This window comes from Acinetobacter sp. AG3, from assembly GCF_022343575.1.
Classification (GTDB): Bacteria; Pseudomonadota; Gammaproteobacteria; order Pseudomonadales; family Moraxellaceae; genus Acinetobacter; species Acinetobacter guillouiae.
This window is the reverse complement of the sequence record NZ_JAKQZD010000001.1, coordinates 2,824,974-2,847,329: the sequence shown is the minus strand read 5'-3', so window position 1 is coordinate 2,847,329 and position 22,356 is coordinate 2,824,974. Positions and strand designations below refer to the sequence as shown.

Genomic DNA, 22,356 nt, shown 5'->3' with positions numbered 1-22,356 from the left:
TAATCTGAAAAAAAGAAAAGCCCTCAATATGCTTCCAAATAGATGTTGAAATCATTTAAAAGTAAGCATGTTGAGCTGTTTAATAAAACCAAAATACTTCTAGGCTTAAAAAAATGAGCACCATCAGCTTATAACAAGGCCTTGGATATGCTTTAGGCATATTCGGAAAGTTTTATATTCGCAATAGTTTAATACATGATATTCAAATACACCTTTGTAATATCATTGGTTTTAGCATAGCAACAATTTGAATCTATCCAGCTCTACAATTTAATCTGATTAAACTTTAAACGCCGATGTAAATAAACAAGTCACTTTGGTTGCGAATGAATGTTTTTTAAACAAAAATATACAGAACTGTCTGTTTTTATGTTGATGGTGTATTGATTAATTGAAGATTAATGTGATAAATTCTACAGAATTAGAGGGAGATCTTTTTTTAAAGATTCTTGATGCCTTGATCCTATTTCCTTTCCCCAAGGGAAATAGGAGTTTTTAAGGCTGAATAAAAAAGCAATGGATAAAGATATTTATAAAAGACAGAAAATATATTATCTCAATACGGACTCAGATAAATTTTATTAAATAATGCATTTGTATGAGCTGTATTTTAAGAGTAATAATACGAATCTATAGGTAAGTATTACGATGAAAATTTATGAAATGATATTTCATAAAGGCACTTATGAACAAACACGCTTATTTTATATTCAGAATAATAAAGCTTCACGTCAGCATTTTATTGAAAATATGCGCTTAGAACTTGAGCAAGAACTTAAGGATTTCAATCTCAGTTGTAAGTCTCAGTATAAGCATGATTTATTTGCTTTGTACAAAAAAGTCCAAAAAGAAAGCCACTTACATTTAGATGCGATGGAAGATGAATTTATACAAAATTCAAAAGCCATTTTTGATCAATGTATTTGTTTAATTGTTAAAAGCCATGAGGTTTTAAATGTTGTAAAACCGCTGATTTGAAAAAGTATCAGTCAAAATAAATAATCATTAAAAATCAACCTTATAAGTTAGTGAGTTGGTGGTTTTATTGTCTTCAATCATAGTGTAGCCAATTGCCGTTGCGCTAATTCATAGCCTTGATCTGCGGCTTTTTTCAGCCATGCTTTCGCTTTATTGATATCTTGAGGTAGGCCTGAATTTCCATCTAAGTATAGAGATCCCAATTTAAATTGTGCTGACACATCACCATTTTCAGCCGACTTAAGATACCAATAATTTGCAAGATCTTGATCTTTCTTTATATTTTTCCCATCTGCATATTCTTCAGCTAAATTGTATTGTGCCATGGCATTGTTCTGATTTGCAGATTTGGTCAGCCATTCAATACCTTTACGGGAATTTTTACTGATACCTGATCCCCATAAATAACTCATTGCTAAACTGAGTTGAGATTTTGCATCACCCGCTTCAGCGGCTTTTTTAAACCAAAAAACACCTTTTTCTTCATCAAAGGACACACCCTGATTGCCACTGCTATAAAGATAACCCACTTGGTATTGCGCTTTTACGTCCCCATTGTTGGCTTTTTCGAGTAGCGCTTCAAAACTTTCTGCAAATACAAGTGTGGTGGGGGAAAATGTAAGAATAATCAGAGGATACAGCAGTTTTTTAATTTTAAATTTCATCATTTTTTCAATCATTTGTATCTTTTAATCAATAAAATTAAAGTGCAAAATTAAGTTATAGTCAACTTAATTTGAGCCAAGACTTATTCTATTTTGCCTTTCAAGCTTAGCTCCCTTGGGAACTAAGCTTACCTAAATAATGAAAATGAAGAGCTTATATCACTCGACAAATTGGGGTAAAAGACGCTGTTAATACTACACAAAATTATCTAAACACTCGCATGTTTAGTGGTGAGCAGCATTAAAGCATCGTCCTAAGTATCCAGCTTACATATTTGGATAGTTAGGCCCACCACCACCTTCCGGTGTTACCCATGTGATATTCTGAGATGGATCTTTGATATCACAAGTCTTACAGTGAACACAGTTTGCAGCATTAATCTGGAAGCGCTTAGAACCATCATCATTTTCCATAATCTCGTAAACACCAGCAGGGCAGTAGCGTTGAGCAGGCTCATCCCATTTTGGTAAGTTGACATTGACTGGAATAGAAGCATCGGTCAGCTTTAAGTGAGCTGGCTGATTTTCTTCATGTACGGTATTCGATACAAATACAGAAGATAAACGATCAAAGGTTAATTTACCGTCTGGCTTTGGATAGGTCGGTTTAAATGTCGCAGCATCTACAGTTTTTAATGCACTAAAGTCAGGTGCAAGGTCATGTAGGGTAAATGGTACTTTAAAGATATTTTGATCGATAAAGTTAAATGCACCACCCATCCATAAACCGAATTTATGCATCGCTGGACCAAAGTTACGCGAACGATGTAGCTCTTCTTTTAACCAACTGTTGTTGAATTTGTCCGTATATGCAGTCAATTCTTTGGCAAAGAAATCTTCGCCTTCAGCGACACGCGCAACCGCTAAATCACCACCTTTCTCATGACCTGCTTGAATTGCTTCAAATACAGCTTCACCACACAACATACCCGATTTCATCGCAGTATGAGAGCCTTTGATTTTAGCAAAGTTTAAGAAACCTGCATCATCACCAATTAAGCAACCGCCTGGGAAAGTCAGTTTAGGTAGAGAGTTTAGACCACCTTTAACAACTGCACGTGCCCCATAAGAAATACGCTTACCACCTTCAAGATATTGCTTGATCAGTGGATGTGTTTTCCAACGTTGCATTTCAGCAAAAGGATACATGTGTGGATTTTCATAAGATAAATCAACAATCATCCCCAAGGTCACTTGGTTGTTTTCAGCGTGATATAACCACCAGCCGCCTGAAGAACCTGTTTCTGCCAAAGGCCAGCCTGAACCGTGCATCACTAAACCTGGTTTATGTTTAGCAGGGTCAATTTCCCAAAGTTCTTTGATCCCGATACCGTAATGTTGCGGATCAGCATCTTGATCTAAGTTGTATTTTGCAATCAGACGTTTACCAAGGTGTCCACGACAACCTTCTGCAAAAATTGTGTATTTTGCATGAAGCTCGTAGCCAGGAGTAAAGTTGTGAGTAGGTTCACCATCTTTACCAATACCCATATCACCAGTTTGGATGCCTTTTACAGAACCATCTTCATGATAAAGGATTTCTGAAGCAGCAAAGCCAGGGAAGATAGCAACTTCTAACTCTTCCGCTTTTTGACCTAACCAACGCACTACATTACCCAATGAAATAACATAGTTACCATCATTGTGCATGGTTTTAGGCACCATCCAGTGCGGCGCTTCTTGTGACTTTTCAGCAGACATGAGGAAATAAGTTTTGTCCTCAGTCACAGGTACATTTAAAGGTGCACCTTGTTCTTTCCAGTCAGGGAAAAGTTCATTGATTGCACGAGGTTCAAGTACAGCACCAGAAAGGATATGCGCACCAACTTCAGAGCCTTTTTCAACCACACAGACGGAAAGGTCTAGAAGATTGTTTTCAAGCGCTAATTGACGAATTTTAATCGCAGCAGAAAGACCCGCAGGGCCTGCGCCTACGATCACTACGTCAAACTCCATTGACTCTCGTTGTAAATCTTTCATAAAAAGAAATCCTATTTCGCTTAGCGGTATTTTAATTTATTGGGGTAAAAATATCAAATAAAAAAGCATCAAAAAAGGGCTGCTTGATGAGCAAATTCAAAATGATACCCACAAAAAAGCCAGCTAGATTTAGCTGGCTTTAAAATGGGATAACTGATTTTACAAGGTTACTTTTACGATTTTTGCGGATCGTAGAGTTTTTCCTTGATGAAGAGGGCAGGAATAACGCCGCAAATTAAATAAGCAGCTCCCATCACTACAAAACCTAAACCAATAGAACCACCCGATGCCAAGTAGCCAATCGTTGCAGGCGCAAGTGCTGCACCAAGACGGCCCACGTTATAGGCACCACCAATCGCTGTACCACGAATCGCTGTTGGGAAACTTTCCGTCATATAGGTGGCATTTACACCATAAGGAATACCGTATAAAAATCCGAAAGCGATCAGTAAATATAAAATGTTGCTGGGTGAGTTATAAAAAACAATCAGTGGTAGAAAAATAGCAGTCCCAATCGCACCAAAGGCATAAGTAAAGCGACGACCAAGTTTGTCAGCCATCATCCCCGCAAGGACTTTACCGAGGATCATGGCGGTATAGGTACCGACCATATATGCGGTCATTTCCTTAAACTTCATGCCTAATTCACTTTCTAGATATGAAGGCATCCAGTTATTTACCCCATAATAACCAAATTGCAAGAAGCCTGCTGTGAGCGCCCACAAGATAAACATATTGCGATTTCGTTTATCTTTAAAAATCAGTTTAAATGCTGAAGTTTCCTCAGAATTTTTATCAGGTGTTGGTTGTTGTAAACGAGACTGTTGCCATGCGAGTGGTTCTGGTACCAAAAGATGCATTAAAACAGCAATCAACACCGGTACAATGGCAACATAAAACAGCATACGCCAGCCATGATCTGGAATAATCCATCCAGCGAGTAGCGTTGCAACAATATAGCCAACCGTCCAACCTGCTTGTAAGGTACCCAATACCGTTGTACGGTAACGTGTAGGTACATATTCCGCCATCAAGGTATTGCAGGCAATATAAAGCGAGCCTAGTCCGAGAGAAGCAAAAAAGCGTAATAGCCCAAATTCAAGAAAGCTTTGGGTAAAGCCTAGTCCACATGTAAGTAGTGAGAAGGTGAGAATAGAAATAACCACGATCCGTACTCGACCAAATTTGTCACATGCCCATCCCCCAAATATCCCACCAACAGCCATACCCGCCAAGGTAAAACTACCCAGCATACCTGCCTGCACGGAACTTAAACCAAAATCTGCCTTAATACTGTTGAGACTATAAGACAGCAGCATCAGATCGGCACCATCCACCAACAAGGCTAAAAATGCAAAAATAAATGCAATTTTCCAAGTATGAGGCTGTATTGAAGAGAGATGTGTATTGTAGTTTGTCGCCATAATCCATTACCTACATTTGATTTACAGCACTTCAAATCGTTTTAAAGTGCCTAAAAATTAATTAAGACGCAGCACGAATCATATTTCGCGCAATAATCATTTGTTGAATTTGGGTGGTGCCTTCATAGAGACGGAATAAACGTACATCTCGGTAAAAACGTTCAATGGCATATTCACTGATATAGCCAGAGCCACCATGAATCTGTACGCAGCGATCGGCCACGCGACCACACATTTCAGTGGCAAACATTTTTGCGCATGATGCTTCTGTGCTGACGTTGTGCCCAGCATCACGTTGTCTTGCCGCATCTAAAACCATACATTGCGCTGCATAAATTTCTGCTTTGGAGTCAGCAAGCATGGCTTGAATCAGTTGAAATTCAGCAATCGCTTGTCCAAATTGCTTACGCTCAAGGGCGAACTTTAAAGTATCGTCTAACATACGTATGGCAGCACCGACACTGATTGCGGCGATATGTAAACGACCTTTATCCAAGACTTTCATTGCGGTTTTAAATCCTACACCTTCGACACCACCAATCAGTGCTGAGGCAGGAACCCGACAGTTTTCAAAAATCACATCGCAGGTATGCGCACCTTTTTGCCCCATTTTTTTATCTGTTTTACCTAGAGAGATTCCTGCGGTTTTGCGATCTACAATAAAAGCAGAAATTCCACCAGCACCTTTAATGTCTGGACTGGTTCGTGCCATCACCGTAAATACCCCTGCATGAGGTGCATTGGTAATAAAGCGTTTGGTGCCATTTAAAATATAAAACTCACCTTCTTTTACTGCGCTGGTTTTCAAAGAGGCAGCATCTGAGCCTGCATCTGGTTCAGTTAGGCAAAAAGAACTGATCACTTCACCACGTGCTAAACGGGGCAAGAAAAATGATTTTTGAGTTTCGGTACCATCAATAATCAGGCCACTCGAACCGATTCCATTATTGGTGCCGATCAGTGAACGAAAGGCAGGCGAAGTACGTCCAAGTTCAAAAGCGATAGACACCTCTTCTTCCATGGTCAAGCCAAGACCTTCATATTCTTCTGGAATCGTCAGTCCAAACAAACCCAAAGCTTTCATTTGCTCAATGATGGCTTGAGGGATTTGATCTGTTTCTGCGACTTCATTCTCATGAGGAATAAGGACACCATCTACAAACTGTCGAATCATATCTACCAGTTGTTTGAGTGTTTCCTGATCTCGAATCATAGTCTTGTCCTTTGTACAACATGTTGAAAACATCGAGGAGATGTTGCTAAAACCCTGCATATTGATGCGATAGTAATCAAAGGATCAGTAGAAAACAATATATTTTGAAAATTAATTTCGCAATGCGGTATGTTGTGCTTGTTTTTCAGTTGGCTAATTATTTGATTTAATTAATCTATATTTGTTGAATAAAAATCATCACTTTTGATGAAAAAATTAAGTTTTATTTTTTAAGTTTTCTGTGTATATTAAAAATATATATCGCTATGCGAAATTTATATTAAATAAATTTTCCTGTAGGAAATTAATCAAAGGTTAGTGGAATAAACATGGGTGCTTTAAATGGAATTCGTGTACTTGACTTAAGTCGAGTACTGGCTGGACCGTGGTGTGGACAGATTCTTGCCGATTTAGGCGCAGAAGTGATTAAGGTTGAAAGACCGAAACTAGGTGATGATACGCGTTCTTGGGGACCACCTTGGATGAAAGATGATGCCGGACAAGAGACACGAGAAGCCGCTTATTATCAGTCGACCAATCGCAATAAACTTTCTGTTGCAATAGATATTGCAAATCCTGAAGGGCAGGCACTCATCAAAGCACTTATTCAAGATACCGATGTGGTCATTGAAAACTACAAAGCTGGTTCTTTGAAAAAATATGGCTTGGATTATGCTTCTTTATCAGAAATTAATCCTAAACTGGTTTATTGCTCGATTACGGGTTTTGGTCAAAATGGACCGAGAGCAGAAGAACCTGGCTATGATTTTATCATTCAGGGAATGGGTGGACTGATGTCCATCACGGGTGAAAAAGATGATTTGCCTGGTGGTGGTCCGCAAAAAGTAGGTGTCGCATTTTCAGACTTATCAACGGGACTATATTCAACCATTGCCATACAAGCTGCTTTGCTCAATCGTCATGTAACAGGTTTAGGGCAACATATTGATATGGCTTTACTTGATGTGCAAATTGCCACAATGGCAAATCAAGGAATGAATTATCTTTCATCTGGTAAAGTGCCGGTACGTTATGGCAATGCACATGCCAATATTGTGCCTTATCAATTGTTTAAAGCCGCTGACCGAGAGTTTATCATTGCTTGTGGTAATGACACCCAGTTTATCCAACTGTGTAGAAGTATTGGTTTGCCAGAGTTACCCAATGATGTTCGATTTACCCGTAATGCAGATCGTGTTAAGCATCGTGATGAAGTGATCGAAATTTTATCAACGCATTTTTTAAGCAAGACTGCCGATGAGTGGGTGAGTGCGATTTATGCTGCTAAAGTGCCTGTTGGTGTGATTAATAATCTAGAACAAGCTTTTAATGAACCTCAAGTGATTGCGCGAGAGATGCTGGTAGAAATGCAACATCCCCAACGTGAAAAACTTACTGTGGTGGGTTCTCCGATTAAGCTTTCACGTACACCTGTAGAGTATAGAAATGCGCCTCCTTTATTAGGCGAACATACTCAAACAATCTTAGGCCGTATTATCTCTCCAGCAAAACTTGATGAGTTAAAAGCCAAAGGCGTGATAGGATAGTTTTTAAATAGATGATGTGAGCAGTCTAAAGCCATTTTTTTCAATAAAAGAAGCAAATTTAGACTTTTCACATCGAGATGGATGCATCGTTTTATTTTCAAAGTGAATCAGATGATTGCTTTTTGCTATTTATAGAAAAAATAGATTATAATTTTCGCAGTGCGAAACAAATATGTGAATTGGTATAACCATGAATGATGCCGTAGATGCAGAACAAACAGAAAAATTATTAGCGCCTTTGAGGCATGAGTTATTGCATCCGATTGAAGATATGCAAGATGAAAATGATCGTCAATTTATTACAGCTTTAGGACGTGGTTTAGAACTCTTACGTTGCTTTACCCCAAAACATCAGCATTTGGGTAATCAAGAGTTATCACAAATGACGGGTTTGCCTAAACCGACCATTACCCGTTTAACGCACACATTGTCACGTTTGGGCTATATCAAGCAGGTCCCAAATTCAAGCAAATTTCAACTTTCAGTTGGGGTTTTGGCGTTTGGTTACTCCATGCTTTCTAATGTGTCTATCCGTAATATTGCACATCCCTATATGAAAAACTTAGCGGATTATGCGGGTGCTGCTGTGGCAATGGCAACGCGTGATCGTCTAAATATGATTTATTTGGATGTGGTACAAGGCAAGGGCAATATGACCATGCGTCGCCAAGTCGGTACTTATTTACCGATTCATTTAAGTTCAATGGGACGCGCATGTCTGGCTGCAATGCCTGAAGATGAAAGAGAGTTTTTACTTGATGCAATCCGTAGCAAACATAAAGACGATTGGATCAAGATTAACCGTGATTTAGACAAAGCATTTAAAGATTATCAAGATTTTGGCTATTGTTTTTCAATTGGTGAATGGCATAAAGATGTCAATTCAGTGGCAGTCCCCTTGATTCATGAACAACATGGTCTACTGGTATTTAACTGCGGCGGACCAAGCTTTATTATGAACCGCGAAAAACTTGAAGAGGATATTGCACCGCGTCTTCTCCACATGGTGAATAATATCCGCACTGAAATTAGCTAATTTTATTGCTTTAAAACTGAAAGGCCAGCAACGATCTACATTGTTGGCCTTTTTAATAAGATGCATGTTAATAAGATGCATGTTAATTAGTTTGCTTACGAAAAATGGGTGTTATTTTTTTCATCAATGCACTCAGTGCTTGTTTAAATTCGTCACCTTGCAAACAAAGTGAGAATACAGTGGACTCATGATCGATCAGATTTAATAAATCATCGATAAGCATAGGATGCTAAGAAATGAGCCTCTAAATATAAAATAGTGAGTGGAAAGAATATGAAAACCAAAATTACAGAATTATTTGAAATTGAACATCCGATTATTCAAGGCGGTATGCATTATGTCGGTTTTGCCGAGCTGGCTGCTGCAGTTTCAAATGCGGGTGGGTTAGGCATTATTACCAGTTTAACCCAGCGAACACCTGAAAATCTAGCAAAAGAAATTGCCCGATGTCGAGAAATGACCGATAAGCCTTTTGGTGTCAATCTAACTTTCTTACCCACAGTCAATACACCTGATTATCCGGGTTTTGTCGAGGCAATTATTAAAGGTGGGGTAAAGGTTGTAGAAACAGCGGGTCGTAATCCTGAACAGGTCATGCCTTATTTAAAGGCCGCTGGAATTAAAGTGATTCATAAATGTACTTCGGTTCGGCATAGTCTAAAAGCTCAAAAAATTGGATGTGATGCTGTTTCTGTCGATGGTTTTGAGTGTGGTGGGCACCCCGGTGAAGATGATGTACCGAATATGATTTTATTGCCTTTAGCTGCCGATACCTTAGAAATTCCTTTTGTTGCATCAGGTGGTATGGCTGATGGACGCTCACTTGCTGCCGCTTTAGCGATGGGGGCGGATGGCATTAATATGGGAACGCGTTTTATTGCAACTCAAGAAGCGCCAGTGCATGCAAATGTGAAACAGGCGATCCTGAATGCTACGGAAAGAGATACCCGTTTAATTATGCGTGCTTTGCGTAATACTGAGCGTGTTATGAATAATGCGGCTGTAGAAAAAATTGTAGCTAAAGAAAAAGCACTTGGTGACCAGATTAAATTTGAAGATATCATTGAAGAAGTTGCAGGTGTTTATCCTAAAGTGATGATCGATGGTGATGTCAATGCTGGGGCGTGGTCATGTGGTTTGGTTGCCAGTCTGATCCATGACATTCCGACATGTGATGAACTGGTCAACCGTATTGTAAAAGATGCAGAAGACATTATTCGTGGGCGTTTATTCGGGCTTTTATAAATATCTATTTGAGTTCAGCTTTATCTCGATGATGAAAGACTGCTTTTAAAGATCAGCACAACACTATGAATTGTGCTGATTTTTAGCATCTGCAAGACAATAATATAAACACAGCAGGGCAAAAACTAAGCCCAAGATACATACACCTGTCCAGCCAAAATGTTTCCATGCATAGCTTCCACCCGTGGTCCCTAAAGCACCGCCAGCGAAATAACCTGTCATATAAATCGCATTGAAACGTGAACGTAATTGTTGGTTAAGCTTAAAGACAATACTTTGATTGGTGACATGAACAGCCGAGAGTGAGGCGTAAAGGATAAGTAAGGCAATGATATAAAAGATAAAATGATAAGGGAGCAACAAAAACAATAGCCAACTTAAGATCAGACCGATACCACAACATATCGAAATTTTATGAATATAGCCTTGATCAATAAATTTACCTGAAAAATTGGCAACGAATGTCCCTAAAACACCGACAAATCCAAATAAGCCAATCGTAAAATCACTGAAAAAATAAGGTGCGGGAGCTAAGAGTAAAGACATGGTGGTAAAGGTTAAACTTACACAGGCAAAGGTTAATCCACCAATATAGGTTCTGATTCTTAGGCGACGATTTTGAATAAAGATTTGCGGCAGTGAGTGAATTGTTTTGAGATAATTTTCAGATTTGGTTGGAGGAAATAAGCCAATATTACGGTACAAAATAATCGCAATGAGCAATAATAAAAAACCGCTGAGTAGATAAATAACATTCCAAGCAAAAAGCGTCGACATCATCCCTGATAATGAGCGTGCCAATAAGACACCCATCATTAACCCACTCAATAAAAAACCAACAACACGACCACTATGTTGAATTGGAACCAGACTGGCAGCCAGTGGTAACAACAGTTGGGCTGAACTAGAAAATAATCCTGTAATGATGGTACCGAGCATTAACAGATAAATATTGTGGGAAAAACCACTAATAATTAGCCCAATTGAGGCAAGCAGCATAAATATAAATAACAACTTACGCTTTTCGAGAATATCGCCTAAAGGCATTAAAAATAGCAGACCTGCTGCATAGGTGATTTGCGCTAAAGTAGGCACCCATGCTGTGGTGGTATCTGCTAAATTTAAACTTAGACTAATGGAATGAATCAGTGGTTGGCTAAAATAATTCCCACCAGTACAGATGCCTGCTGCAACTGCCATTAAAATAATGGTTGGGGTATAGAGAGTGTTTTTCATCATGCCTATGGTTTGTCATTATGAAATCGGAACTTTTAATCCACACAACCATGTATCTGCTGATTTTAAGCATCTGATTTTAAAAATGGTTGTTAAGGCGTTTCACTCAAAGCATCTTGAATGTTGTGCACCATATGGATTAAACGGGGTCCAATTTCACCTTCAAGTTTTTCAGGGTTTAAATGAAAACTTGGTGCACCGCAGTTAAACACATAAAGACCATGTTTGGAGCTGACTAAAGGTACAGCAACAGAGTTTACTTCTTTATGCCATTCACCTAAAGAAAGGCAATATCCGTAATCTTGATAATCTCGGAAAGCTCGTTCTAAAGAACGTTTAATTGCAGGCCAGTTTTCAGCATTTTTTTGTTTAAGCGCATCCAGTAAAAAATTACGCTCACGTTCAGGTGTAGCCGCCAAGCAAGCTCGCCCCATGGAACTGCTGTGAATGGGTAGGGTTGAGCCGATGGGACGGCGCATATTTAAAGCAGTTTCGATCTGAACCACGTCGATATAGACCATGTTTAAACGATCACGAGTTGCCATCGCAACAGGTGCTTGTACATATTGGCTCATTTCTTCCATATAGCGATGTGCAATATTACGGATAGAAATATTGGACAAGGCTGCATAGCCTAAAGATAAAACACCGATATCCAAGGTATATTTGGTGGAATTAGGTAGTTGTTTTAAATAGCCTAATGACACTAAGGTATTGGTTATCCGCGCAATGGTTGGTTTTGGTAAACCTGTCATTTTTGCCAGTTCTTGGTTACCCAAGACTTGATTGTTGGCAGAAAAACAACGTAATAGCTCTAAACCACGTGCTAAAGAAGCGATAAATTGGGGGTTATTTTCCCGATGAATATGTGAAATAGGATCAAGACGTATCTCATCAAAATTTATAGGTTGTTCAGTTTCTGAATTCTGAGACATTCAATACTCAAATATAATAAAGCAACAGTTTGGCTATTATATTTCGCTCTGCAAAATAAATCCATTCATCACTGCGCTGTTGTGATGAATGGATACTCGGTTAGTGATTAAACAGTCAATGTTATGACACGTTTTCAATCACCATGGCTAAGCCTTGTCCTACGCCGATGCATAAGCTAACGACAGCATATTTCTTATTACGGCGAATCAGCTCACGCGAAACTGTCAGTGCAAGACGTGCACCAGAAGCCCCAAGTGGGTGGCCAATGGCAATTGCACCACCATTTGGGTTGACACGCGGATCATTAAAATCAACATCTAAACCTTTTAAGCAAGATAATACTTGTGAAGCAAAAGCTTCATTGATTTCAATGATATCCATATCATCTAAAGTTAGCCCTGCACGTGCAACGGCTTTTTTGATTGCTTCGATTGGGCCAGCACCCATAATACGAGGTTCAATACCTGCTGCCGCTGCTGACAAGATTTTTGCCATTGGCTTTAAGCCATATTTTTGTCCCGCTGCTTCGGAACCGATGAGTAGTGCAGCAGCACCATCGTTAATACCCGACGCATTTCCAGCAGTGACGACACCACCTTCAAATAATGGTTTTAATTTGGTTAAGGCTTCAACCGTTGAGCTTGGGCGAGGATGTTCATCTTCAGAAACCAGTTTTGGTGGTAACTTTTTGCCTTGAAAGACTTCAATTGGGGTAATTTCACCAGTAAAAAAGCCGTCTTGTTTGGCTGTTTGATACTTTGCTTGTGATTGGGCAGCAAATAAATCTGCCTGTTCACGGGTAATGCCAAACTCAACTGCGACATTGTCACCAGTTTCAGGCATTGAGTGACCACCGTATTGCGCTATCAGCTTTTTGTTTGGAAAGCGTGAGCCAATTGTGGTGTCGTAAATTTTGGCCTCACGGCTATAGGCAGTTTCAGCTTTACCCATCACAAATGGAGCACGTGACATGCTTTCTACACCACCCGCAATATACAAGTCGCCTTCGCCACAGGTGATGGCGCGTGCAGAGTCAATCACAGCACCCAAACCACTTGCACATAAACGGTTTACAGTTTGGCCGGGAACAGTCACAGGTAAGCCCGCGATTAATAGGGCATTTCTGGCAACGTTACGGCTATCTTCACCACCTTGGTTGGTATCGCCTAAAATAACATCTTCAATCGCTGCGCCCGGAACCCCAGTTTTTTCAAGGAGCTTTTGTAAAACTGCCGCAGCTAAATCATCTGGACGTACTGAAGCGAGCTCGCCTGCATGACGACCAATCGGGCTACGTAAACCATCATAAATATAGGCATTTAACATTGAGAAGTTCCTTTTCAAAATCCAGAATTAAAAGTAAGCGGTAAATTTAATGCGACACGACGTTGTAACCATGGGCTAGGGCGATAGCGTGGGTCATAGGTCAGTGTTGAGATACGATTGAGAATGAGTAAGATTTTTTGGCTACCGATATGATCACCCCATTCAATAGGGCCAAAGGGATAGCCTAAACCTAAACGGACTGCGGCATTGATATCATCGACACTGGCAATATTTTGTTGTGCAATATCACAACCTAAATTAATCACCATGGCTAAAACACGTTGTGCCACAAAGCCAATACTTTCAGCGATCATGCTGACCATAGCACCATCTAAATTAAACATAGAGTGGGCTGCTTGACGATACTCAGTGCTTGTCGCCAGTGACGGCATTAACGTTCTATGTTTGCTTATGCCGTATAGCATATCTATGGCAACAGCTTGTTGTGGATTGACTTTTAAACGTGTCGCTGCTTGGGTGGTATCTTCACCATAGCAAGCGAGTAAACATAAACTCTCAGCTAGTGGTTCTAAACCTGTATCTAAGACAATATTTTGTTGGATTAAATAATCTTCCAGTTGTTGTTTATCTTCAGCAAAATCAGCTGCAATCCAAACTGTTGGATAGTCTGTTAAACGCTCAACAAACTGTGCGGGTTTTTCACCTGTTTTTGTGCCTGTTTCATAGTGGTAAAAGCCTTGATTGACTTTACGCCCAAGTTGTTTGGCTTCAAGCATTTGTTTGGTCAATGGATTGGGCTTGTAACGGGCTTCTTCATAGTATTGATGATAAATCGACTCCATTACAGGATGTGATACATCCAGTCCTGTTAAATCCATGAGTTCGAATGGTCCCATTCTAAAACCAACACCATCTCTTAAAATGCGGTCAATTTCACTGATGTCACAGACGTTTTCATTTAAGATTTTTAACGCTTCGGTGCCATAGGCGCGCCCCGCATGATTAATAATAAATCCTGGGGTATCTTTGGCAACAACAGGTCGATGACCAAATGCACGTGACAACTCATTTAATGCATCTACAATACGTGGATCCGTTTTTAATCCTTGGATCACTTCCACAACTTTCATCAGGGGTACCGGATTAAAGAAATGGAAACCGACTACACGTTGTGGTTTTTTACAGTTTGCTGCAATGGCTGTGATTGAAAGCGATGAAGTGTTTGAGGCTAAAATAGTGGTGTCTGAAACGATCTCTTCGAGTTGTTGCATCAACGCTTGTTTGATATCTAAACGCTCAACAATCGCTTCCACAATCAAGTCACAGGCTTTTAAATCTTCAAGTTGCGCGGCAACGATCAAATGTTTGTTGGCATTTTCCGCCTGTTCAGCGCTGATTTTATTTTTATCGACCAGCTTTTGAAATGTTGCTGCCAGCTTTTCTTTGGCCTGTAGCGCAGCACCTTCTTTGGTGTCATATAAATAAGTGGTATGACCTGATTGTGCAGCAATTTGAGCAATACCGCTGCCCATAATACCAACACCAATTACAGCCATGCTTTGAATATCATAAGTCATGTCGATCATCCTGATAACTGATCCAGATTAAACGAAAAATTAGAGATGGAAAAAATAGAAACGAAAGAAACCAGTACAGTCTGGTGGGTTAACTCAGACATTGTTTATCACCATCAATCGGTAAAATTTGTCCAGAAATAGAGCAACCGCTTTCCGAGGCTAAAAATATACACAAATCGGCAATATGCTTTGGATTGACAAAATATTTGAGCGATTGATTTTTAAGTGCATTTTGCGTAACGGCATCCAAGGATGTTTGCGCGACATCTGCACGCGCTTGTAACACCCGTTGAACTCGTTCCCCATCCACTGCACCTGGAAGTATGGCATTGACTCGAATATTGTCTGCACCAAGTTCCATCGACAATGTTTTGGTAAAACCAATTAATCCCCATTTAGAGGTCGCGTAAGCCAAACGATATGGATAGCCCAAACGTCCAGCGATCGATGACATATTGATAATGACACCTGCTTCCGACTGTTTTAAAAAGGGGATGGCGAGTTGGGTGATAGCAAAGGTACTATTTAAATTAAGGTTTAATACCGCACTCCAATCGGCAAAACTCAGTTCTTCTGCTGCAATGGTTGGGCCAGAAATCCCTGTATTATTGACCAGAACATCAATATGCCCCAGTTTGCTGATGGCATCACTAAACATAGATTTGATTTCATCATGGTTAGATAAATCACATGCATAAATATGTAGTGCAGGATAGGCCTTTTGGAATTGCGCTAAGCTTTCTGCATTGATATCACAAACGAAAACTTCATCGTGATGCGCTAAGAATGCTTCTGCAATACATCGTCCAATTCCTGAACCGCCTGCACTAATCAATACTTTTCTAGCCATTTCTATTCCATTGTTGTTATCGATTAAACTTATTTGCCTTGATATGATGGTTTACGCTTTTCAATAAACGCTTGAATGCCTTCATTTTTATCTTCGGTCGAAAACAACAATTGAAATGATTTACGCTCCAATGCCAAACCTGCATTTAATGGAACATCTTCGCTCATTAATGCAACTTCTTTGATTTGTTGTAAGGCAATCGGTGGCATTTTTGCCAGATTTTTCGCCATTTGAATAGCGGTTGAGATAGTCTGGTCATCTTCAGTAACTTGGGAAACCAGTCCAATGCTATATGCTTCTTCTGCTTTGACCATTACACCTGTCATGATCATACGCATCGCGTGGAATTTACCCACTGCACGAAAGAGACGTTGGGTTCCACCAGCGCCAGGCATTAAACCGACTTTAATTTCAGGTTGACCAAAAGTTGCCCCTTTACCCGCAATAATAATGTCGCTATGCATGGCAAGTTCACAACCACCACCCAGTGCATAACCATTTACAGCAGCAATCACGGGTTTAGGACATTGCGCAATTGCATTCCAATAACGTTCTGTATGACGTAGCAACATTTCTGTGGAGGTCGCGCTTGCCATTTCTTTTAAGTCTGCCCCTGCGGCAAAAACTTCTTCACCACCTGTGAGCACAATGGCATTGATCTGGTCATTAAAACTTAACTCAGTAAACACTTGAGCCAGTTGCTGACGTACCTGTGTATTTAAGGCATTTTTAGCCTCTGGACGATTAATCTTCACGATCGCTACTTTCTGAACAGAATAGTCAACTTCAATGAAACTGTTCCCTGTTATTTCACTCATTTTTTGATTCCTTGTTTCGCAGATCAAAACTATGTTTCTTTAATAATGCGTGTTTTGAAATTTATTTCAAGTATTTTTTATTCCTCTCGGCACTTTATCGTCAGCATATTTTTATAAGTGATTGATATTTAATATTGGTAGAGTATAAAATTTCGCTTAATGAAATTAATTTTCAAAAAAGCTTGAAATTTGTGTTTTCAATCTCGTACTATGAAACACATTCGCAGTAAACAAGATTTAAAACAGGGTATCCATTACCCAGCTGGAATAGCTGATGGGTGCAATGAAGCTACAAAAGAAGGGAGATCATAGATGATCCGTGATGAAGGAATGTTGCAACAGTTGCTCACAACAATTCGTGACTTTGTAAAAAATGAATTGATTCCACGTGAGCATGAGGTTGCCGAGCAGGACAAAATTCCTGAGGATATCGTGCAACAAATGCGTGAGTTGGGTTTGTTTGGGTTAACCATTCCAGAAGAATATGGTGGATTGGGAATTACCATGGAAGAGGAGGTGAATGTTGCATTTGAACTTGGACAAACTTCTCCGGCATTCCGTTCACTGATTGGTACCAACAATGGTATTGGTTCAAGTGCGATTTTGATTGATGGCACAGAAGAGCAAAAACAAAAATATCTTCCTCGTTATGCCAGCGGTGAAATTATTGGTTCATTTTGCTTAACCGAACCTGAGGCTGGTTCAGATGCCGCCTCTTTAAAAACCAGTGCGGTCAAAGATGGTGATTTTTACGTTTTAAACGGCACTAAACGCTTTATTACCAATGCACCACATGCTGCTACTTTTACCGTGATGGCACGGACCAATCCTGATATTAAAGGTGCAAGTGGTATTTCTGCATTTTTAGTTGAAGCCAATACGCCTGGGATTAGTTTGGGGAAAATCGATCAGAAGATGGGACAAAAGGGTTCTCATACTTGTGATGTGATTTTTGAAAACTGCCGCGTTCCAGCATCAGCACTGATTGGTGGGATTGAAGGTATTGGTTTTAAAACAGCCATGAAGGTTTTAGATAAAGGTCGTTTACATATTGGTGCATATAGCGTCGGTGTGGCTGAACGGATGTTAAATGACGCACTTCACTATGCCATTGAGCGCAAACAATTTGGTCAGCCGATTGCTAATTTTCAATTGATCCAAGCCATGCTTGCAGACTCAAAAGCTGAGATTTACGCGGCAAAATGTATGGTGCTCGATGCTGCGCGTCGTCGTGATAATGGCGAAAACATTAGTACAGAAGCATCTTGTTCAAAAATGTTTGCCACTGAAATGTGTGGTCGGGTCGCAGATCGTTGCGTACAAATTCACGGTGGTGCTGGCTATATCAGTGAATATGCCATTGAACGTTTTTATCGTGATGTGCGTTTGTTCCGTTTATATGAAGGAACCACGCAAGTTCAACAATTGATTATCGCAAAAAACATGATTAGGGACGCTACAGCCTAATAACAATTAGATGCCATGAGGCAGGGGATGCCTCATATTCCTTCTGAGGATATGGACATGACAACGGAAACAGTTACACAAAATAATAGCGGTAATAATGGTGCTGGAGAGGTGATTCAGACACCCAAAAAGATTTGGATTACGGCCTTTATCTTTGCATTTTTTACTTTGCTTTGTGATGGCGCAGATTTAGGCTTTTTAGCGTTAAGTTTGACCAGTTTAAAGGCTGAGTTTCATCTGAGCGGTGTACAAGCAGGAACTTTGGGCAGTTTGACACTGTTAGGTTCCGCCGTGGGTGGTTTAGTTGGTGGATGGGCTTGTGATCGCTTTGGCCGAGTGCGCGTGATTGTATTCTTTATTGCTTTTTCTTCTGTTCTGACCTGTGCATTGGGTTTTACCCATTCATATATGCAATTTGCGATTTTAAGAACAGTCGGTGCAATGGGCTTAGGCGCACTTTATATTGCCTGTAATATTTTAATGTCTGAAATGGTACCGACCAAACATCGTTCTACAGTGTTGGCAACACTGATGACGGGCTATACCTTGGGGTCTTTACTTGCGACTTTATTGGCAGGTCATATTATTCCTGAACATGGCTGGCGTTTCCTGTATTGGCTTGCAATTACCCCGATTATTTTATCAGTACTGATGCATTTTATCGTACCTGAGCCTGAGTCATGGAAAAAAGCACGCCAATTAAAAGTCATTGCAACGCCACAAAATGCACAGCCTGTTAAACGTCAGAATCCGTATTGGGAAATTTTGAAAGATAAGAAACATGGCACCATGTTTGTGTTGTGGATTTTGAGTACCGGTGCTTTGCAATTTGGTTATTACGGGGTGAGTAACTGGCTGCCGGCTTATTTGGAATCTGATCTAGGAATCAAGTTTAAAGAAATGGCGATGTATATGGTCGGCACTTTCTTAATCATGATGTTTGCCAAAATTATTGCTGGGATTATTGCGGATAAATTGGGTCGTCGCGCTGTATTTGCATTCGGCACAATTGGCACAGCTTTATTTATTCCCGTGATTGTTTACCTTAACACGCCTGCCAATATTTTATGGCTCATGTTGTTCTTTGGTTTTCTATACGGCATACCGTATGCAATCAATGCCACGTATATGACTGAAAGTTTTCCAACCTCAATTCGAGGCTCGGCGGTTGGCGGTGCATATAACATCGGTAAAGTACTTTCAATTTTCTCTCCATTAACCATCGGTTATTTATCACAACATGGTTCGATTGGTTTAGGACTGTTGGTGATGGCTGGAGCGTACTTTATATGCGGTGTAATTCCACTGTTATTTATTAAAGACCGACTATTTAACCCGCAAAAGGCAGAGTGACAATTTGACCTGTCACGTCAATTTAAGGATGAAAAGGGACAAGCGAAATGATAAATAAAATCACCAGTGACATTGAACCGATTTTAAAGGCAATTCCTGATGGCGCAACCATCATGACCAGTGGTTTTGGTGTGACAGGTCAGCCTGCGGAACTGATTGAAGCCTTAATCGATTTAGGTAAAAAAGAGCTGACCATTGTCAATAACAATGCTGCCTCTGGTGATCGTGGTTTGACCAAGCTGATCATTGCAGGTTGTGTCAGAAAAATGATCAGTTCATTTCCAAAGTCAGCGGGTTCGACCGTATTTCAAGACTTATATCGTGCAGGAAAGATTGAGTTAGAACTGGTTCCACAGGGCAACTTAGCCTGTCGTATTCAAGCGGCAGGTGCAGGTCTAGGTGCAATATTTACACCGACAGGCTATGGCACAAAAGTCGCAGAAGGCAAAGAAACCAGAACCATTAACGGTCGAAACTATGTACTTGAGTATCCGCTTGAAGCTGACTTTGCTTTGATTTATGCCGATCAAGCCGATCGTTGGGGGAATTTGACCTATCGTAAGGCAGCACGGAACTTTGGTCCGATTATGGCAAAAGCGGCAAAAACAACCATTGTTCAAGTGAATCATACGGTAGATCTAGGAAGCCTTGATCCTGAGTGCATTATCACACCTGGGATTTTTGTACAGCATGTTGTCAAAGTAGGAGATATCTAATGTCAGTTCAAAAACGTTCTCGTGAAGATATCGCTCAGTTGATTGCTCAGGATATTCCCGAAGGAGCTTATGTCAATTTAGGTATTGGTTTACCCACCAACGTTGCGAAGTATTTACCTCAAGACAAAGAAATCTTTCTACACTCAGAAAATGGGGTTTTGGCCTTTGGCCCACCACCCAAAGCAGGTGAAGAAGATGAGGACTTGGTCAATGCTGGAAAGGAGTTAGTGACTTTACTGGATGGTGGTTGCTTTATGCATCACGGAGATTCATTTGACATTATGCGTGGTGGGCATCTGGATATCTGCGTGATTGGTGCTTTTCAGGTCGCAGTGAATGGCGATTTAGCCAATTGGCATACTGGCAAAGCTGATGATGTCCCCGCTGTAGGTGGTGCAATGGATTTAGCGGTGGGAGCCAAGTCAATTTATGTCTATATGGAGCATGTCACCAAAAAGGGTGAAGCTAAAATTGTCGATGTACTGAGTTATCCCATTACAGGGGAGCAGTGTGTAGATCGTATTTATACCGATTTATGCATTATTGAATTAAAAGATCACAAAGCCTATGTCACTGAAATGGTTTCGGGACTAAGTTTTGATGAATTACAGGCAGTAACGGGCTGCCCGTTGATAGATGCACGAGACGCTTAGTTTATAAGCGTAGGAAAAAAAGCTTCTTTAAGGATTAAAAGATGAAAAAATTAATTTTAGCTACAGCTTGCGCTGTGGCTTCAGGGACTATTTTTGCAAATTCACCAGTGACAGCAGAACAACGGATTAATCTGTTAGAGACAGAGCTGCAAAAACTCAAAGCAGAACTTGAAGCTCAAAAGCTGTCACAAAATAATTTGCAGGTCAAACAAGCAAAAATTGAAGAAAATGTAGAAAAAAATAAAGCACTTGAAACCGCGAAACCAATTGCACCTTCGTGGGTGACTTGGACAGACAATGTTAAAGTCTATGGAATTGCCCGACTTGATGCTGCAGTTGATTTTAAGTCCTCACCAGATTCGGGAGGAAGAACCACCAATAGCTTAAACCGGACTCCGTTTGAAAGTGACAAGCGTTCCGATCATGCCCGCTCAGATGCCATGATCAATGCCAGTCGAATCGGGGTGTATTTCAACAGTCCAGATAAGGCTGTAACAGGAAATATTGAAGCCGATTTCTTTGACAGTGCCAACATGGGTACAGGCGATGGTAAATTCCGTATTCGTCATGCTTTCTTTACTTATAAAGATTGGACTTTCGGTCAAACATGGTCTTTGATGTCCAATATGGAAACACGCACAGAGTCCGTTGATTATACTCAGTTTATGGGAACCTCTTATACCCGTACACCTCAAGTACGCTATGACTGGAAGATAAATAGCAAGAGTGATTTAAAAGTTGCATTGGAATACACTGGATCACGGGTTTCAGCATTCCCGACATTGACAGGTCGATATACTGTAAAAGAAGGTGCCTTAACGGCTTTGGCTCAAGGTTTTGTCAATGAAAAATCAGTAGATGTTGCGAAAGATACGGTTAAAAAGGTCAGTTGGGGCGCGGGTGCTGGTTTAAAATACCAACTAAGCCCAGCGCAATCTGTACAGGCGAATTATCAATATATTGTGGGTGATCAAAAATTCATGCCATATACCACACAAACTGGCCTGATAAATGCAACAAGTTTAAATGCGGCAGGTGATTTTTCGTTAAATGCGCAAAAAACAGATTTAGAGATGAATAAACTCAATAGCTTAAATATTGGGTATTCATATAAATTTAATCCGCAATGGCGTGCAAATTTATCTGCATCGATTTTTGATTTTGATGATGATTCAGCCTATGCAAAACTCAATCCTGACGCAAACAAGCGTTTAACGGATTATGCTGCCAATCTGTTTTATTCACCTGCTGAGCAAATTGATATTGGTATGGAATATCATCAAGGTAAGCGTGAAGTGTTTGATGGAAGAACAGCAGATGTCTCTCGCATTAACTTTGTGTCGATGTACAAATTCTAAAATAAGGTGAGCTGCGC

At 40.2% G+C, this 22,356-nt stretch carries 19 protein-coding genes and 1 pseudogene; 9 read left to right on the top strand and 11 right to left on the bottom strand.

Translation table 11 applies throughout. The features are described 5' to 3' along the window. Nucleotides 1-648 precede the first annotated feature (648 nt). On the top strand, nt 649-978 hold the full coding sequence (locus tag L3V46_RS13295) for a hypothetical protein (protein ID WP_004721480.1): 330 nt from the start codon (nt 649-651) through the stop codon (nt 976-978). A 77-nt stretch (nt 979-1,055) separates the two neighbouring features. On the opposite strand, the gene L3V46_RS13290 is transcribed toward L3V46_RS13295, so the two are convergent. The 4 genes from L3V46_RS13290 to L3V46_RS13275 all read right to left on the bottom strand — a co-directional run bounded on the left by L3V46_RS13290 (nt 1,056) and on the right by L3V46_RS13275 (nt 6,260). Next, on the bottom strand, nt 1,056-1,643 hold the full coding sequence (locus L3V46_RS13290; RefSeq protein ID WP_239045944.1) for a tetratricopeptide repeat protein: 588 nt from the start codon (nt 1,641-1,643) through the stop codon (nt 1,056-1,058). 267 nt (nt 1,644-1,910) lie between these two features. Continuing rightward, nucleotides 1,911-3,623: an electron transfer flavoprotein-ubiquinone oxidoreductase gene (locus tag L3V46_RS13285; RefSeq protein ID WP_239045943.1), complete on the bottom strand. Its 1,713-nt coding sequence runs from the start codon at nt 3,621-3,623 to the stop codon at nt 1,911-1,913. Between the two features lie 173 nt (nt 3,624-3,796). Further along, the gene (locus L3V46_RS13280; protein ID WP_239045942.1) at nt 3,797-5,047 is read right to left on the bottom strand and encodes an MFS transporter; all 1,251 of its coding nucleotides are present in this window, start codon (nt 5,045-5,047) and stop codon (nt 3,797-3,799) included. 61 nt (nt 5,048-5,108) lie between these two features. Then, on the bottom strand, nt 5,109-6,260 hold the full coding sequence (locus L3V46_RS13275; protein ID WP_239045941.1) for an acyl-CoA dehydrogenase family protein: 1,152 nt from the start codon (nt 6,258-6,260) through the stop codon (nt 5,109-5,111). Between the two features lie 329 nt (nt 6,261-6,589). Here L3V46_RS13275 and L3V46_RS13270 point away from each other — a divergent pair, with 329 nt between their 5' ends. Continuing rightward, the gene (locus L3V46_RS13270; RefSeq protein ID WP_004820522.1) at nt 6,590-7,807 is read left to right on the top strand and encodes a CaiB/BaiF CoA-transferase family protein; all 1,218 of its coding nucleotides are present in this window, start codon (nt 6,590-6,592) and stop codon (nt 7,805-7,807) included. Between the two features lie 190 nt (nt 7,808-7,997). Then, nucleotides 7,998-8,843 carry an IclR family transcriptional regulator gene (locus tag L3V46_RS13265; RefSeq protein ID WP_004721467.1) on the top strand — a complete coding sequence of 282 codons (846 nt, stop codon included), beginning with the start codon at nt 7,998-8,000 and terminating at the stop codon, nt 8,841-8,843. A gap of 82 nt (nt 8,844-8,925) precedes the next feature. On the opposite strand, the pseudogene L3V46_RS13260 reads toward L3V46_RS13265, so the two are convergent. Beyond that, nucleotides 8,926-9,066: pseudogene (locus L3V46_RS13260) on the bottom strand (enoyl-CoA hydratase); the annotation flags it as partial. A gap of 50 nt (nt 9,067-9,116) precedes the next feature. Here L3V46_RS13260 and L3V46_RS13255 point away from each other — a divergent pair. After that, nucleotides 9,117-10,088, top strand: coding sequence for a nitronate monooxygenase family protein (locus L3V46_RS13255; RefSeq protein WP_239045940.1), 972 nt, complete (start codon nt 9,117-9,119; stop codon nt 10,086-10,088). Between the two features lie 63 nt (nt 10,089-10,151). Here the strand turns inward: L3V46_RS13255 and L3V46_RS13250 are convergent, their stop codons facing one another. The 6 genes from L3V46_RS13250 to L3V46_RS13225 all read right to left on the bottom strand — a co-directional run bounded on the left by L3V46_RS13250 (nt 10,152) and on the right by L3V46_RS13225 (nt 16,792). Next, nucleotides 10,152-11,327, bottom strand: coding sequence for an MFS transporter (locus tag L3V46_RS13250; RefSeq protein WP_239045939.1), 1,176 nt, complete (start codon nt 11,325-11,327; stop codon nt 10,152-10,154). 89 nt (nt 11,328-11,416) lie between these two features. Beyond that, the gene (locus L3V46_RS13245; protein ID WP_004721464.1) at nt 11,417-12,259 is read right to left on the bottom strand and encodes an IclR family transcriptional regulator; all 843 of its coding nucleotides are present in this window, start codon (nt 12,257-12,259) and stop codon (nt 11,417-11,419) included. 121 nt (nt 12,260-12,380) lie between these two features. Beyond that, complete coding sequence (locus L3V46_RS13240) at nt 12,381-13,586, bottom strand: 3-oxoadipyl-CoA thiolase (RefSeq protein WP_056512953.1); 1,206 nt, start codon at nt 13,584-13,586, stop codon at nt 12,381-12,383. A gap of 14 nt (nt 13,587-13,600) precedes the next feature. Further along, nucleotides 13,601-15,124 carry a 3-hydroxyacyl-CoA dehydrogenase gene (locus tag L3V46_RS13235; protein ID WP_239045938.1) on the bottom strand — a complete coding sequence of 508 codons (1,524 nt, stop codon included), beginning with the start codon at nt 15,122-15,124 and terminating at the stop codon, nt 13,601-13,603. A gap of 88 nt (nt 15,125-15,212) precedes the next feature. Further along, nucleotides 15,213-15,974, bottom strand: a complete 762-nt coding sequence (locus tag L3V46_RS13230; RefSeq protein WP_004721461.1) for an SDR family oxidoreductase — start codon at nt 15,972-15,974, stop codon at nt 15,213-15,215. 29 nt (nt 15,975-16,003) lie between these two features. Beyond that, nucleotides 16,004-16,792 carry an enoyl-CoA hydratase gene (locus tag L3V46_RS13225; RefSeq protein WP_239045937.1) on the bottom strand — a complete coding sequence of 263 codons (789 nt, stop codon included), beginning with the start codon at nt 16,790-16,792 and terminating at the stop codon, nt 16,004-16,006. 312 nt (nt 16,793-17,104) lie between these two features. On the opposite strand from L3V46_RS13225, the gene L3V46_RS13220 reads away from it, so the two are divergent. The 5 genes from L3V46_RS13220 to dcaP are packed head-to-tail and all read left to right on the top strand — an operon-like array spanning nt 17,105 to nt 22,339. Next, a complete protein-coding gene (locus tag L3V46_RS13220; RefSeq protein ID WP_004721459.1) occupies nt 17,105-18,259 on the top strand; it encodes an acyl-CoA dehydrogenase family protein in 1,155 nt (384 codons plus the stop codon). A gap of 57 nt (nt 18,260-18,316) precedes the next feature. Beyond that, nucleotides 18,317-19,612 carry an MFS transporter gene (locus tag L3V46_RS13215; RefSeq protein WP_016539715.1) on the top strand — a complete coding sequence of 432 codons (1,296 nt, stop codon included), beginning with the start codon at nt 18,317-18,319 and terminating at the stop codon, nt 19,610-19,612. Between the two features lie 47 nt (nt 19,613-19,659). Further along, nucleotides 19,660-20,328, top strand: coding sequence for a 3-oxoacid CoA-transferase subunit A (locus tag L3V46_RS13210; RefSeq protein ID WP_004721455.1), 669 nt, complete (start codon nt 19,660-19,662; stop codon nt 20,326-20,328). After that, nucleotides 20,328-20,981 (top strand): 3-oxoacid CoA-transferase subunit B, encoded by a 654-nt coding sequence (locus L3V46_RS13205; RefSeq protein WP_004820535.1) that lies wholly within the window; start codon nt 20,328-20,330, stop codon nt 20,979-20,981. The genes L3V46_RS13210 and L3V46_RS13205 overlap by 1 nt, the downstream gene beginning before the upstream one ends. Before the next feature lie 41 nt (nt 20,982-21,022). After that, nucleotides 21,023-22,339 carry an outer membrane trimeric porin-like protein DcaP gene (gene dcaP, locus L3V46_RS13200; RefSeq protein ID WP_239045936.1) on the top strand — a complete coding sequence of 439 codons (1,317 nt, stop codon included), beginning with the start codon at nt 21,023-21,025 and terminating at the stop codon, nt 22,337-22,339. Nucleotides 22,340-22,356 lie beyond the last annotated feature (17 nt).